The sequence below is a fragment of the Mycobacterium riyadhense genome, assembly GCF_963853645.1.
GTDB classification, from domain to species: Bacteria; Actinomycetota; Actinomycetes; order Mycobacteriales; family Mycobacteriaceae; genus Mycobacterium; species Mycobacterium riyadhense.
Genome location: NZ_OY970456.1, coordinates 1,297,265 through 1,311,299, shown reverse-complemented (window position 1 = coordinate 1,311,299; position 14,035 = coordinate 1,297,265). Strand labels below are relative to the sequence as shown.

The 14,035-nt window shown below is 66.8% G+C and carries 10 protein-coding genes and 3 pseudogenes; 6 read left to right on the top strand and 7 right to left on the bottom strand.

What is annotated here, in order from left to right:
- The first annotated feature begins 5 nt into the window (after positions 1-5).
- Complete coding sequence (locus tag AADZ78_RS05915; protein WP_085251065.1) at positions 6-869, top strand: SCO6745 family protein; 864 nt, start codon at positions 6-8, stop codon at positions 867-869.
- Here AADZ78_RS05915 and AADZ78_RS05910 read toward each other — a convergent pair.
- On the bottom strand, positions 866-1,327 hold the full coding sequence (locus AADZ78_RS05910; protein ID WP_085251066.1) for a hypothetical protein: 462 nt from the start codon (positions 1,325-1,327) through the stop codon (positions 866-868). The genes AADZ78_RS05915 and AADZ78_RS05910 overlap by 4 nt on opposite strands.
- A gap of 55 nt (positions 1,328-1,382) precedes the next feature.
- Between AADZ78_RS05910 and AADZ78_RS05905 the strand changes: the two are divergent.
- Positions 1,383-2,006, top strand: a pseudogene (locus AADZ78_RS05905) (carboxymuconolactone decarboxylase family protein); the annotation flags it as partial.
- On the opposite strand, the gene AADZ78_RS05900 reads toward AADZ78_RS05905, so the two are convergent.
- The gene (locus AADZ78_RS05900) at positions 1,954-2,886 is read right to left on the bottom strand and encodes a sigma-70 family RNA polymerase sigma factor (RefSeq protein ID WP_085251068.1); all 933 of its coding nucleotides are present in this window, start codon (positions 2,884-2,886) and stop codon (positions 1,954-1,956) included. The pseudogene AADZ78_RS05905 and the gene AADZ78_RS05900 sit on opposite strands and share 53 nt — an antisense overlap.
- 32 nt (positions 2,887-2,918) lie before the next feature.
- Between AADZ78_RS05900 and AADZ78_RS05895 the strand changes: the two are divergent.
- Positions 2,919-4,250 (top strand): annotated as a pseudogene (locus AADZ78_RS05895) (aspartate aminotransferase family protein); the annotation flags it as partial.
- A gap of 362 nt (positions 4,251-4,612) precedes the next feature.
- On the opposite strand, the gene AADZ78_RS05890 reads toward AADZ78_RS05895, so the two are convergent.
- The 3 genes from AADZ78_RS05890 to AADZ78_RS05880 all read right to left on the bottom strand — a co-directional run bounded on the left by AADZ78_RS05890 (position 4,613) and on the right by AADZ78_RS05880 (position 7,957).
- A complete protein-coding gene (locus AADZ78_RS05890; protein WP_169726326.1) occupies positions 4,613-5,095 on the bottom strand; it encodes a hypothetical protein in 483 nt (160 codons plus the stop codon).
- A gap of 70 nt (positions 5,096-5,165) precedes the next feature.
- A complete protein-coding gene (locus tag AADZ78_RS05885) occupies positions 5,166-7,400 on the bottom strand; it encodes a VIT domain-containing protein (RefSeq protein ID WP_085251071.1) in 2,235 nt (744 codons plus the stop codon).
- On the bottom strand, positions 7,397-7,957 hold the full coding sequence (locus AADZ78_RS05880) for a MerR family transcriptional regulator (protein ID WP_085251072.1): 561 nt from the start codon (positions 7,955-7,957) through the stop codon (positions 7,397-7,399). Before AADZ78_RS05880 ends, AADZ78_RS05885 begins: the two co-directional genes overlap by 4 nt.
- A 114-nt stretch (positions 7,958-8,071) precedes the next feature.
- On the opposite strand from AADZ78_RS05880, the gene AADZ78_RS05875 reads away from it, so the two are divergent.
- The 3 genes from AADZ78_RS05875 to nagA are packed head-to-tail and all read left to right on the top strand — an operon-like array spanning position 8,072 to position 11,874.
- Positions 8,072-9,319, top strand: a complete 1,248-nt coding sequence (locus tag AADZ78_RS05875; protein ID WP_085251073.1) for a D-alanyl-D-alanine carboxypeptidase family protein — start codon at positions 8,072-8,074, stop codon at positions 9,317-9,319.
- Positions 9,320-9,361: 42 nt separating this feature from the next.
- On the top strand, positions 9,362-10,729 hold the full coding sequence (locus AADZ78_RS05870) for a sugar porter family MFS transporter (RefSeq protein WP_085251074.1): 1,368 nt from the start codon (positions 9,362-9,364) through the stop codon (positions 10,727-10,729).
- Positions 10,729-11,874 (top strand): N-acetylglucosamine-6-phosphate deacetylase, encoded by a 1,146-nt coding sequence (nagA, locus tag AADZ78_RS05865; RefSeq protein ID WP_372510529.1) that lies wholly within the window; start codon positions 10,729-10,731, stop codon positions 11,872-11,874. Before AADZ78_RS05870 ends, nagA begins: the two co-directional genes overlap by 1 nt.
- Positions 11,875-12,044: 170 nt before the next feature.
- Here nagA and yhjD read toward each other — a convergent pair.
- Positions 12,045-12,908, bottom strand: a pseudogene (yhjD, locus tag AADZ78_RS05860) (inner membrane protein YhjD); the annotation flags it as partial.
- A 7-nt stretch (positions 12,909-12,915) separates the two neighbouring features.
- Positions 12,916-13,935 carry a tryptophan--tRNA ligase gene (gene trpS / locus AADZ78_RS05855; RefSeq protein ID WP_085251076.1) on the bottom strand — a complete coding sequence of 340 codons (1,020 nt, stop codon included), beginning with the start codon at positions 13,933-13,935 and terminating at the stop codon, positions 12,916-12,918.
- Between the last annotated feature and the right edge of the window lie 100 nt (positions 13,936-14,035).

Sequence of the window (14,035 nt, the reverse complement as noted above, 5' to 3'; positions counted from 1 at the left end):
CAGACATGCAACGACTACCTGAGCTGGCCCGGCAGTTCTACGATCGCTTCGAGCCGATCCACGCGGTGACGTACTTTGCGCCGGAGGCGCGCGCGGCGCTCGACAACCTCGGTTACCGCGGGTTCTGGATGGGTTACTTCGCCGCTCGGTCGGCTCCCCTGGGCCCGGTGCCGCCGGAGGTCGTGGCGGCCGTGTTCTACAACTTCGCACGGGCGCGGGTAGCCAAGGCCCTTCCGGCGGCCTGGGAGATCGCCGGGCCGCAGCGTGCGCTGCGAGCCCGCGAAGAATCGGCGGCCGCGGCGCTGCGGCGCTACGGGCTCACCGACGATGATGAAAATGTATGCACGGCAGCACAATTGGCTGCCCGCGCGGCACAGCGGGCACCCCTGGACGGCCGGCCATTGTTCGCGGCCAATCTCGCGCTGCCCTGGCCGTCGGATCCGGTTGCGACGTTGTGGCATGCCGCGACTTTGCTGCGTGAGCATCGCGGCGACGGTCACACGGCGGTGCTTGTTGCCGCGGGTATCTCGGGGCGGGAGTCGAACGTGTTGCACGCCGCGGCCGGGGCGGTGCCGCAAGACTACATGCAGCGGATCCGCCACTACGACGATGCCGAGTGGCGGGCCTGCGAACAGAGTCTTGCGGACCGCGGTCTGCTCGGTGACGACGGATCACTGACACCCGCCGGACGTGACTTCAAGGACCGCATCGAGGCCACCACCGACATGCTGGCACTCCATTCGTTCGACGGTCTGGACGACGGCGAACTGGAGGCGCTGTTGCACGCGTTGACGGCGGTCGCCCGCACGGTGCTCGCCGGCGGTGATCTGCCCGCCACCACACCGATGAGCATTCGGCGTGATTTCTAGGCGTGGTACGCGGCTTCAGGCGCCAATGCACCCTCGTCGTACTCCGTAATCAAGTCCTCCACCACGGTCTGCCACGACTGCCCGTCCACGCAGAGGTGGCTGGCGGTAAGCACCAGCCGTTCCGGCGCTCCGGGGAGCAACGACACCGCGAACAGCCTGCCGGTGCGCATGTCGAAAGAGGCGCGTTGCCGCGCGATCACCTCCGCGACGGCGACCCCCGGGGGTTCCACCGCCCACGTCCATGAGCCGCCCGGACGAGCCATCCAGCGGTCACAGCGCGGTTCGAACACGGCGCCAAGGGCGGGGTTGGCTTCGAAGACCGCATCGACTGCGGCGCGGATGCCCCCTTGGTCCAATCGCGAGTCGGCAACCAGCACTTCTGCGTGTGCCCAATCCTGGATGTCCTGCGGCCGCGGAATCTGCGTGAAAGACCAGTACGACGACGTTTCATCTGCCACTACCCGAGCCTGCGACGTGGGCCTTGGTGGATTCTTGGTCGATTCTTGAGACCCGTCACGGTTTGGCGGGCCGTCTCGTCTGACTGGTATGACACAGAAAACCCGAATTGAGCCCCTACCCCCAAAGCGCGCCGGCGTGCTGACCCGCATCATGTACCGGATCGCCAAGCGTCGTTTCGGCGAGGTACCCGAGCCGTTCACCGTCGCGGCGCATCATTCCCGTCTGCTAGTCGCCAACGCGGTGCACGAGACGCTGCTGCAACGCGCGTCGCGAACGCTGCCCATCAGCGTGCGTGAGCTCGCCGTGTTGTGGACGGCACGCAAGATCGGCTGCTCCTGGTGCGTGGACTTCGGATCCATGCTGCAACGCCTGGACGGCCTCGACATCGAGCGCTTGAAGGAGATCGACAACTACGCGACATCGCCTCGCTTCACCGAGGACGAGCGCGCCGCCATTTCCTACGCCGACGCGATGACCACCGACCCACACACCGTCACCGATGAGCAGGTCGCCGATCTGCGAGCCCGCTTCGGCGACCCCGGCGTCATCGAGCTGACCTACCAGATCGGCGTGGAGAACATGCGCGCCCGGATGTACTCGGCCCTGGGCATCACCGAGCAGGGCTTCAACTCCGGTGACGCGTGCCGCGTGCCATGGCTCGAAGCGGAGAGCCGGTGAACTTGTCGGGGTTCGCGATATCCCATAGGGCGCAAACCTTTCCGTCGCGCACCGTCATCGCGGTGATCCGCGGTGCCATCTCCCGAAACCCGTCGGCGCCGGGGCAGCCTTCGGTGTAGGCGCCCAGCTCGCCGTTGACCAGTGCCAGCTGATTGACGGTAAAGAACGACGGACCGTAGCGGCGGGCCAGGCCAAACATGAATCGGGCCACTTTGTCCGCGCCATGGATGACCTGAACCGCCGTGGGCGCCTTGCCATTTGAATCGCCGGTGAAGGTCACGTCGGGATGCAACAGCGACACCACGGCATCCAGGTCACCGGCGGCCATGGCGGCCATCAGCTTGCCGACCACCTCGTTGTGGCTGGGATCCGAATTGGGCGGTGGCTTCGCGCCTCCCTCCTTCAACGCCTTGCGGGCCCGCGAGGCCAGCTGCCGCGCGGCGGCCTCGTTGGTTCCCAACACCTCGGCGACTTCGGCAAACGGCATCGCGAACCCGTCGTGCAGCACGAACGCCACGCGCTGATCGGGGCTGAGTCGCTCTAGCACCACCATCGCCGCGAACCGGGCGTCCTCGGCAGCCACCACGGCGGAAAGCGGATCGGCACTGTCAAAACCGGTGACCACGGGTTCGGGCAGCCAGGTGCCGGTATAGGTCTCGCGCCGATGCGCCGCCGACCGCAACCGGTCCAGGCCGAGCCGGCTCACCACGGTGGTCAGCCAGGCCCGCAGGTCCTCGATCACCGTGTCCGCGCGGTCCCAGCGCAGCCAGGCTTCCTGGACGATGTCTTCGGCGTCGGCGACGGTTCCGGTCAGCCGGTAGGCAACCGACATGAGATGTGGCCGCAACTCCTCGAACTCGGCGACCTGCGTCGAGGTCATCCCCCAACACTAGCGCTACGCTCGCGGGCAGCATGACCGACAATCTTTGGTTGCATTTCGCCCGGCACGGCGCCGGTATCAAGCCGCCGATCATCACTCGCGGTGAGGGTGTGACCATCTTCGACGACCGCGGCAAGAGCTACCTCGACGCGCTGTCCGGGCTGTTCGTGGTGCAGGTCGGTCACGGCCGGACCGAACTCGCCGAGGCCGCCGCCCGCCAAGCCGGCACGCTCGGGTTCTTTCCGTTGTGGGGATATGCCACCCCGCCGGCGATCGAGCTCGCCGAACGCCTGGCCCGATATGCGCCCGGCGACCTGAACCGGGTGTTCTTCACCACCGGCGGCACCGAGGCCGTCGAAACCGCCTGGAAAGTGGCCAAGCAGTACTTCAAGCTCACCGGCAAACCGGGCAAGTACAAGGTCATTTCGCGCGCGACCGCCTACCACGGCACCACCCAGGGCGCGCTCGCGATCACCGGGCTGCCGGTGTTCAAGCAACCGTTCGAGCCGGTGACCCCGGGCGGCTTCCGGGTGCCCAACACGAACTTCTACCGCGCGCCCGCACCGTTTGATACCGACATCAAGGCCTTTGGGCAGTGGGCCGCCGACCGGATTGCCGAGGCGATCGAGTTCGAAGGGCCCGATACCGTCGCCGCGGTGTTTTTAGAGCCGGTGCAAAACGCCGGCGGCTCGTATCCGCCGCCGCCAGGGTATTTCGAGCGGGTCCGCGAGATCTGCGACGAGTACGACGTGCTGCTGGTTTCCGACGAGGTGATCTGTGCGTTCGGCCGGATCGGTTCCATGTTCGCCTGCACCGATTTTGGCTATGTGCCCGACATGATCACTTGCGCCAAAGGGCTGACGTCGGGCTACTCCCCGCTGGGCGCCATGATCGCCAGCGACCGCGTGTTCGAACCGTTCAACGACGGCAAAACGATGTTCCGCCATGGCTACACGTTCGGCGGTCATCCGGTGTCGGCGGCCGTCGGGCTGGCCAATCTCGACATCTTCGAACGCGAGGGCCTCAACGAGCGCGTCAAACAACTGTCGCCGGCGCTGCGCGCCACCTTGGAGAAGTTGTACGACCTGCCCATCGTCGGCGATGTCCGCGGCGAGGGGTTTTTCTTCGGCATCGAACTGGTCAAGGACCAGGCGACCAAACAGACCTTCACCGACGACGAACGCGCCAAGCTGCTCGGCCACGTGTCCTCGGCGCTGTTTGAGGCCGGGCTGTACTGCCGCACCGACGATCGCGGCGATTCGGTCATCCAGCTGGCCCCGCCGTTGATCAGCGGTCAGGCCGAGTTCAACAACATCGAAGCCATCCTGCGCAGCGTGCTCAGCGAAGTTAGCCAGCCTTTGTAACCGCACCCAGGCCCCAGCTGAGGTCAACAAGTTTCACCAATACTTGCGTGACACCCGTCAGCCTGGCTGGAGCCCGCTGACCTGTGAGTATGCATCGTGGCGCGTCGAAAATTGTGCACGAAACCCAGACCTGCGACGCGCCGCTGGAGTCTTCCTGGTGGGCCGGTCAGTCAGGAGCACCTGGACGCGACGGTAACGAGCCGGGCTACTCCGAACTGTGTTGGCGCGCACCATGACTGCACTCGACGCGACTTTCTGCTCTGGCTGTCCGTATTGCTCTCTCGTCACATCCGCAACACTGGCCTCTGCCGGCGGCTATGGTCTCCCTGCCCATCTACGCGCGACAACGCGGTTTCTGCAGGTCAACGCCACCGCGAAACCCGCACCGCCACCACCAACTTGGGCACAACACCGCAGGTCAGGTAATTGTCGCTCAAAGCCGGGCAGATCGGGTGTCTCCCGGTGCAGCGACACATGTGACTGTTATGACCATGCGATGTGGCGGATTGTATTGCCGCACAGACGATCGCGGCGATTCGGTCATCCAGCTCACCCCGCCGCCAATCAGCGGTCAGGCCGAGTTCGACACCGTCGAAGCCATCCCGCGCCGCGTGCTCAGCGAGGCTCCACCTGGTCTTGTTAGCGAGTTCTTTAGCAGTGTGTTTGCCCGCTTCGGTGAGTTTGAGCCAGACAGCGAATGCCCAAGTTCCGAGATCGTCGTAACGGGCTACGAAGAGGTCATATACGCGTGCCATCAGTCCGTCGTCCATAAGCGACCGCAGCACAGCCAGGGCCAACTCTTGTCGCTCCACGGTGGTTGCAGCCAGGGTGTCGCGGGTGATCACCGATTCGACCTGCCCAATACTGGCGGTCCGTGGTGATCGTATCCATCCCGCGCAGCGTGCTCAGCGAAGTTTAGGCCCAGAAACGCAGCTTGCTGGTGCGCCGAGTGCGCTTGGCGCTGGCCAGGATTCGCTTGACGTCCGCCACCCCCGCCAGCACTTCCTGCGCTCCCAGCTCGGTCGGGTTGCACAGGTACCGGGTCAGCGCGTCGCACAGTTGCGTGACCGCCGCGCTCAACGCGGGATCCGACGCCGCGTCGCGGTGGACGGCCAGCTCCGCGCAGACCGCCGCGAGCCCTGACTCGTCAGCGCCGATCCCCTTCTGCACCAGCTTGAGCAGTTCCTTGAGGGGTCGCGTGACCACAGGTTGAGCGCCGGCCGGGCGCACGGCGGCGCCAGCCCTGCCGCCCACCGCCAGCGGCGCGGCCGCGGCGAAGCGCACCGCCGGGCTCCACCCCGAGGGGATCTCGACGGGCTGGATGACCTCGGTGAGCGGCCCAGCCTCGGTCCGTTCGGGGTCAATGGCGACGAACGCGGTGAACCGGGACAGCACGCCGAATCGGATGGAATGGTCGACCAGTCGGGCGGCCAACTCCTCGTCGGGATAACCGGACGCGTATTCGTCCTCTAGGTCACGGACCACCGAACGTGCCCAAATCGTTTGCACGGCAAGTGCTTCCGGCGACGAGCGGGCTGCGAGTGCGGCGGTGAATGGCCCGTCGGCCGCGACGCGGAATGTCACCGAATCCGCCCGGCCCCGATAGCGCCCGGAGATCACGCAGGGCACGCCGGCAAAGGCATCCGGCGACCGGCTGGGCGTGACGGTGCCCTCGATAAGGTCGGCTCCCTCGGCGCTCACCCGAATATCCGTCAGCGCCGGGCGCCCGATGGTTCGCGCCAGCCTGGCCATTACCTCGTCGAGGCGCTCCTCCGATTCCACCAACTCGCATCGTCCGGCGCCCAGGCGCGCCAGCCGGTCCAGGAAGCCCGCGTTGACGGCGCGGTCGATGCCCACGCAGTAGACCCGGGTTCGCCCGACCAGAGGTGCCAGCGTGGTCAACAGGTGGTCCTCGCCGGTGATCTGGCCGTCGGTCACCAGAACCACGCTGGCCAGCCGGTCTTCACCGGGGCCGGCTAGCATCTGGACGGCCTTACGCAGCGGTTCGGCCATCGCGGTCCCGCCGCGGCTTTCCAGCGAACCCAGCCACGACGACGCGGCGAACCGATTTCGGTCGTTGGCCTCGACGAGTCCGACGGGCAGGGTCGCGGCCGTGTCGATCCGGTCGTCGAAGGCAAGGACGCTGAATCGGTCGACGGTGTCGAGCATGTCCACGATCCGCCCCGCCGCTCGTCGCGCGGCGATCATCTTCCAGCCGTGCATCGACCCGGACCGGTCCAGCACCACTACAACATCGCGCGGCGTGGTTGACGTCTCGATGGGCGGCACCAACGTGACCGACCAGGTGCCCTCATCACCCTCGGCGTCGGAGACGAGTAGCGCTGCCGACGAAAGTTGTTGGCGGTCAACGCGAAAGCGCAGCACGAAGTCACGGTCGGCTCGGACGCCCGGCTCGACCCGCAACCGGGTCAATCCATCGTTGTCAGCAACAGCGGTGGGCAATGACGCCCGCAGGTTTGACACCGGCAGCCCACCGCCGTCGAGAGTCAGCGCGATCTCGACATCAGGACGCTCGTCACCGTCCTCAAGCCGGGGCGGGGTCACCCGTGACGCGTCGGGCACCGCGTCAGTGTCGACGGCCAAACCGGAGCCGGTCTGATCCCCGGGCACCGGGCTTCCGGTGGTGTACCGCGGGGCGACCACGAGCGGGAACCGGAAGGTGGCCTCGCCATCCTCGAACGACAGCGGACCCGTCAGGCGCATCTCGATGGTGGCTTCCTCGCCGGGCCCGAGGTTGCCCACGCGCACCGAGAACACGTCGGAGCGGTCCTCCTCCATGATCGCGGCGCGCTGCCCTTGCACCAATGCCTGCTCGTAGTCGGCTCGGGCCTGGCCGCGCTCCTTCAGCACGCCAACCACCCGTCGCCCCGCCAGGTCGGCGACGAAATCGGTGACACCCGCACGCGCCGGCAGTGGGAACACATAAGTGGCCTCGATGGTGGTGTCCCCGGTGTTGGCGAAACGCTGACGGACGGTGGACGTCGCGGTCATGCCGACGATGGCGGTGTCGACGCTCAGGGCCTTCAGCGGCAGCCGGACCCCGTCGGCCGTACTCAGCTCTCCGCAGGTCGGCCGGCCGGCGGACTGGGCGGGTTCGGTGACGATGAGGGGAAGTAACTGAGTACTCATGGGGCGTCCTTCCGGGAATTGGCGAGCAGGTCCAGTAGCGGCGCGGCGGCGCGGCGCAGGCTGTCTAGCGCCGGGAGCGAGTCGCCGTCGATCAGCAACGTGACAGTGTCGGAAAGCCGAACCGCCTGAAGGTTGGTAACGGCGGGTGCGGGGACGTTGGAGGCCGGTGGATCGCGCCAGAACCGGCCCGCGGCACGAGATGGAGCGGGCGTGTCGGGGTCGCCCAGGTCGGGCGGCATGGCGCTGTGCGGGATAGCGGCCAGCGACTCCACCTCGGCCGGCGCCATCCCGTCCAGGCGTTCGGCGATCTCGTCCAGCGACAGGCCTTGTCCTTGGAGCCGTTTGATGGCGACCAGGCACAGCAGGTGCGTCCGCCCAAAGGTGAGGGCGCGTCCACGAGTGCCTGGTCTGGGCAGCAGGCCCCGCGCCGTGTAGTAGCGAACCATTCGTTCGGCCGGGATCGGTTTGGCTTGACGGTTTTCGGGCGCGGCGCCCGACACCTGGACCGCCTTGGCGGCGACGGCGGCGAATTCCGAAAGCGTCAGCAGCGTTTGCATGGGCTATTTGACAGTGTCATACAAATACCAGACACTGTCAAATTAACTTGTGTCCCATCAGTCACAGCGCGCCGACCTGCGAACCCGCAGCCTATCCCCTACTCTGCACAGACGATGCTCTGTTCAAGGCCCCTCTCCCGCGCGGCATCCTGCCTGGCCGCGGCAGTTTTCGTGGTTGCCGGGCCGGTCGCCCTGGGTACGCCGCTAGTCGTCGCCGAGCCCAACGCGGAGGCGAATGGCGCCGCCGAAAACTGCCGGTACAAGATCACCACCCCACCCGCCGTGGACTCGTCGGAGGTTCCCGCAGCAGGTGCACCGCCGCTGCCGCTGGCGGTGCCCCCTACCCCGGTCGGCGGCAACGCGTTGGGCGGCTGCGGCATCATCGCCGCCCCTGACACCCCGTCGGTGCCCAACGACATCTCCGCCGAGGCTTGGCTGGTGGCAGATCTAGACAGCGGCGCGGTCATCGCCGCCCGCGACCCGCACGGCCGTCACCGCCCGGCCAGCATCATCAAGGTTCTGGTCGCGATGGCGTCCATCAACGCGTTCAACCTCAACAAGTCCGTCGCCGGAACCGACGACGACGCGGCCGCCGAGGGCACCAAGGTCGGGGTGAACGCCGGCGGCACCTACACCATCAATCAGTTGCTGCACGGTCTGCTGATGCACTCCGGCAATGACGCCGCGCACGCGCTGGCCGTTCAACTCGGCGGTATGCAGACCGCGTTGGAGAAGCTCAATGTGCTGGCCGCCAAGCTGGGTGGCCGGGATACCCGGGTGGCGACGCCGTCGGGCCTGGACGGGCCCGGGATGTGCACGTCGGCCTACGACATCGGCCTGTTCTACCGCTATGCGTGGCAGAACCCGGTCTTCGCCGACATCGTCGCCACCCGCACGTTCGACTTCCCGGGGCACGGCGATCATCCGGGCTACGAGCTGGAGAACGACAACCAACTGCTCTACCACTACCCGGGCGCGATGGGCGGCAAGACCGGTTATACCGACGACGCCGGGCAGACGTTCGTGGGCGCGGCCAACCACAACGGCCGGCGGCTGATGGCGGTGCTGTTGCACGGGACCCGCCAGCCGATCGCGCCGTGGGAACAGGCCGCGCACCTATTGGACTACGGGTTCAGCACCGCCCAAGGCACCCAGATCGGTTCGCTGATCGAACCCGACCCGTCGTTGCAGCCGGCCAAGCCCAACCCCACCGATCGGCAGGCCAACGCCAGCCAGGCCGCCGGCCTGATCTCGTCGGCCGACGCGCTGCCGATACGGGTGGGCGTGGCCGTGATCGGAACCGTCATCGTTTTCGGATTGATCATGGTCGCGCGCTCGATGAATCGCAGGCCCACGCTTTAGACTCTGCGGGATGACTGAAGCTGAAGCCCGGGTACCGGTCAGCTGACCGGATCGTCACGGCGGGGACTACTGGTCGGGCTCACCGCCGCCAGCGTCGGCGTCATCTACGGCTACGACCTGTCCAGCATCGCGGGCGCGCTGCTGTTCATCACCGAGGAATTCCGCCTGTCCACGCGCCAACAAGAGCTGCTGACCACGATGGTGGTGTTCGGCCAGATCCTCGGGGCGCTTGGCGGCGGCGTGCTGGCCAACGCGGTCGGGCGCAAGAAGTCGATGGTGTTGATCACCGCCGGCTACGCGGTTTTCGCGGTGCTGGGCGCGAGCTCGGTCTCGGTGCCGATGCTGTTGGTGGCGCGGCTGCTGCTCGGTATCACCATCGGGGTGTCGGTGGTGGTGGCCCCGGTGTACGTCGCCGAGTCGGCACCGGCCGCCGTGCGCGGATCGTTGGTGGCCGCCTATCAGGTGGCGACGGTCAGCGGCATCATCCTCGGCTATCTAACCGGCTACCTGCTGGCCGGTTGGCAGCAGTGGCGGTGGATGCTGGGCCTGGCCGCGGTTCCCGCGGTGCTGCTGCTGCCGTTGTTGCTACGCATGCCCGACACCGCGCGCTGGTACCTGCTCAAGGGCCGGGTCGCCGATGCCCGCCGGGCGCTGATGCTCATAGAGCGCGAGACCGCCGTCGACGCCGAGCTGGCCGAAATCGCCGGCGCGATAACCGAAGAAGGTGGCGGCGGCTTGTCGGAGATGCTGCGGCGGCCCTACTTGCGGGCCAGTATGTTTGTGATCGCGCTCGGCTTTCTGGTCCAGATCACCGGCATCAACGCGATCATCTACTACAGCCCACGGCTATTCGCGGCCATGGGCTTCCAAGGCAATTTCGCGCTGCTGGCGCTGCCGGCGATGGTGCAGGTCGCGGGTTTGGCGGCGGTGTGTGTCTCACTGCTGCTGGTCGACCGGCTGGGGCGGCGTCCAATCCTGTTGTCCGGCATCGCGTTGATGATCGTCGCCGATGCCGTGCTGATCTTTGTGTTCGCCCGGGACTTCGGTCACGGCGTGGCGCTGCTGTTCGGATTCGGCGGCGTGCTGCTGTTCATCATCGGGTTCGGCTTCGGGTTCGGCGCGCTGGTCTGGGTGTACGCCGCCGAAAGCTTTCCGCTGCGGCTGCGGTCGATGGGGTCGAGCGTGATGCTCACCGCGAACCTGACGGCCAACGCTCTCATTGCCGGCTTCTTCCTCACGATGTTGCATTTCCTTGGCGGCGCAGGCGTTTTCGCGCTGTTCGGGACGTTCGCCGTGACCGCCTTCATGGTGGTATACCGGTATGCGCCCGAGACCAAAGGCCGCCAGCTCGAAGACATCCGCCACTTTTGGGAGAACGGCGGCCGTTGGCCGGCCGAGGCGAAAGCCTGATGATCATCCATGCCGGCACCGTGATCATCAACGGGCAGCTTTGCAGACCCGGATGGGTGCAGATCGCCGGTCGTCAGGTTCTGGCCTGCGGTGCCGGCGCGCCGCCCGTGCCGGCCGATCTGGACGTGCCAGATTGCGTTGTGGTGCCTGGGTTTATCGACATGCACGTGCACGGGGGCGGCGGCGGGTCCTTCACCGACGGCAACGCTTCCGGCGTCGGCGCGGCCGTCGCGTTTCACCTGCGGCACGGCAGCACCACCACGCTGGCCAGTGTGGTCACCGCCGCACCCGCAGAGTTGCTCTCGGCCGTGGGTGGCCTTGCCGACGCGACTCGGCGCGGCGTCATCGCGGGCATTCACCTGGAGGGGCCGTGGCTGAGCCCGGCGCGCTGCGGCGCACACGACCACACCCGGATGCGTGCGCCGGATTGTGCGGAGATCGACGCCGTTCTTACCGCCGCCGGCGGCGCCGTCCGGATGGTCACGCTGGCTCCCGAACTGCCCGGCAGCGACGAGGCGATCCGGCGCTTCCTCGACGCGGGTGTGGTTGTGGCCGTTGGACATACGGACGCGACATATGAGCAGACCCGACGAGCCATCGCCCTGGGCGCCAGCGTCGGTACCCATTTGTTCAACGCGATGCCGCCGCTGGACCACCGCGAGCCGGGACCCGCGCTGGCCCTGCTAGCCGACCCACGGGTGACCGTCGAACTGATCGCCGACGGCGTGCACGTCCACCCCGATGTGGTGCACGCCGTGATCCAATTCGCGGGTCCGCACCGGGTCGCCGTGGTCACCGACGCCACCGCCGCGGCGGGCTGCGGCGACGGCGCGTTCCGGCTTGGCACGTTGCCAGTGGATGTCGCGTCGGGCGTGGCTCGGGTGCGCGGAACGTCGAGCATCGCGGGCAGCACGGCGACCATGGATCAGCTGTTTCGGTTGGTGGCGGGATTGGGCGTGGACCGCGATGCGGCGCTGCTGGCCGCTGTTCAGATGACTTCGACGACGCCCGCGCGGGCTCTCGGGCTGGATCGGGTGGGCGAACTGCGAGCCGGCTATGACGCCAATCTTGTCGTGCTGGACCGTGATTGGCAGGTGACCGCGGTCATGGCCAACGGCGAGTGGCAGGTGCCGGTACCAGCCTAGTGGTGGTGCCGATGCGGGTTGATCAACCTCGAAAACGTCAACGCCCCAACGGCTCCCACGGCCACCGCGGTCAACGTCTGGCGCGTACTGAGGCCCTCGTTCACCTGTATCCGCGGGCTGATCACCGCGGGGCCGGGCGGTTCTACGTGTTTAGCGCGGGGGTCTTCGCCGGAGGCCGTCGCGGCCCAGGCGGCGGCGAACAGGATCAGGTAGGCGGTAATGAACCCAAACACCATCAAGCCCAGCGCCGGCCCGAACGTGGCGCTGGCCGGGCTGCGCAGGACGACCTGTAGGTAGATCGACCCCAACTGCTTGAACAACTCGAACCCGACGGCCGCGATGAGTCCGGCCCGCACCGAGGTGACGAAGCTGGCCGGCTCCCTGGGCAGCCGGGCAATCATCCACGTGAACAGCAGCCATGACACCAGTAGCGAAATCAGCAGTGAGACACCGCGAAAGATTTCGTCGAAGAACGAGAACTCGGGTATTTGAAGCCATCTCAGCACCGCGCCCATCGGTTTCGCATGGCCGAGCGCGGTCAGCGCAAGCGTCACCACAATAACCACGAACGTCCCCACCATCGCGACCGCATCGGACAATTTGGCGCGCACGTAGCCCAACTGGTTCCGCGACTGGTCCCACATCTGGCTCAGTGCTTCTCGCAAATGCGACATCCAGCTCAGACCCGCCCAGGCCGCGGTGGCCAGCCCGATGGTGCCGACGGACGCCCGCGCGTCGATCGCGGAATTCATCAAGTCAACCAGCTGCTGTCCGAGCTCGCTGGTGACCGAGGAGCGGATTCGGTCGTCGATTGTCTGCAGCAGCTCCGGTCGACGCGACAACGCGAATCCGCCCACCGCGAAACTGACCATCAGCAGCGGAAATAGGGCGAAGATCGTGTAGTAGGTGAGCCCGGCCGCAAAGAAGCCGCCATTGCACTGGCTGAAGCGTGCATGGGCGCGGACCACATGGTCCAACCAGGGAAACCGGGCCCGCATCCGATCCAAGATCCCTGGCTTGGCCGGTTCGGTCATGGACGCCCTATCCCCGCTGCGGAAGGAACCCGAGCCGATCGTAGACCCGCTGCAGAGTTTTGCTGGCGACATCGTTGGCGCGCCGCGCGCCGGTGGCAAGCACCGCCTCCAATTCGGTGGGATCGGCCGTCAACTCGTCGACCCGGGCCTTGATGGGCCTAACGTACTCGACGACGGCTTCGGCGGTGTCCTTCTTCAGGTCGCCGTAGCCGCGTCCGGCGTAGCCGTCGACGAGGGTGTCGATGCCGACTCCGGTGACCGCCGACTGGATGCTCAACAGGTTCGACACGCCCGGCTTGGCGTCAAGGTCATAGCGGATCTCTCGCTCGCTGTCGGTGACCGCCGAGCGAATCTTCTTGGCGGACAACGCTGGATCGTCGAGCAGGCTGATCAGCCCGGCGTCGGTGCTGGCCGACTTGCTCATCTTCGATGTCGGGTCTTGCAAGTCGTAGATCTTCGCGGTGGCCTTGGGAATGAGCACGTCGGGCACCACGAAAGTGTCGGGGAACCGACTGTTGAACCGCTGCGCGACGTCGCGCGCCAGCTCCAGGTGCTGCCGCTGATCCTCACCCACCGGCACCAGCTCGGCGTCGTAGGCCAGCACGTCGGCGGCCTGCAGCACCGGGTAGGTGAACAAGCCGACGGTGGTGGATTCGCTGCCCTGACGCGTCGACTTGTCTTTGAACTGCGTCATCCGCGACGCCTGGCCGAAGCCGGTGAAGCAGCCCAGCACCCAGGCCAACTGGGTGTGGGCCGGCACGTGGCTTTGCACGAAAATGGTGGCGCGGGTCGGATCGATACCCAGCGCCAGGTATTGCGCGGCGGTAACCAGGGTGCGGCGGCGCAGCGCCTCGGGATCCTGCGTGACGGTGATCGCGTGCAGGTCGACCACGCAGAAGAACGCGTCGTGGTCCTCCTGCAGCCCAACCCAGTGGGAGACCGCGCCCAACGCGTTACCGAGATGAAGCGAGTCGGAAGTTGGCTGCACGCCGGAGAAGACCCGGCGCAATCCGGTAGGGGTGCTCATGATGCCCTGATCATTTCACGCTGGCGCTGGCATCAATGACCTTCGTCGAAACCTCAGTGTTCTCGGCCGTCTCGGCGTAGCGTTCGTTGTCTGTAGGCGA

Coding starts and splice junctions, on each gene's coding strand:
- trpS (WP_085251076.1), bottom strand. CDS start 13,935: ATGAGCACCCCTACCGGATTGCGCCGGGTCTTCTCCGGCGTGCAGCCA.
- nagA (WP_372510529.1), top strand. CDS start 10,729: ATGATCATCCATGCCGGCACCGTGATCATCAACGGGCAGCTTTGCAGA.
- AADZ78_RS05900 (WP_085251068.1), bottom strand. CDS start 2,886: ATGACCTCGACGCAGGTCGCCGAGTTCGAGGAGTTGCGGCCACATCTC.
- AADZ78_RS05885 (WP_085251071.1), bottom strand. CDS start 7,400: ATGAGTACTCAGTTACTTCCCCTCATCGTCACCGAACCCGCCCAGTCC.
- AADZ78_RS05875 (WP_085251073.1), top strand. CDS start 8,072: ATGCTCTGTTCAAGGCCCCTCTCCCGCGCGGCATCCTGCCTGGCCGCG.
- AADZ78_RS05880 (WP_085251072.1), bottom strand. CDS start 7,957: ATGCAAACGCTGCTGACGCTTTCGGAATTCGCCGCCGTCGCCGCCAAG.
- AADZ78_RS05915 (WP_085251065.1), top strand. CDS start 6: ATGCAACGACTACCTGAGCTGGCCCGGCAGTTCTACGATCGCTTCGAG.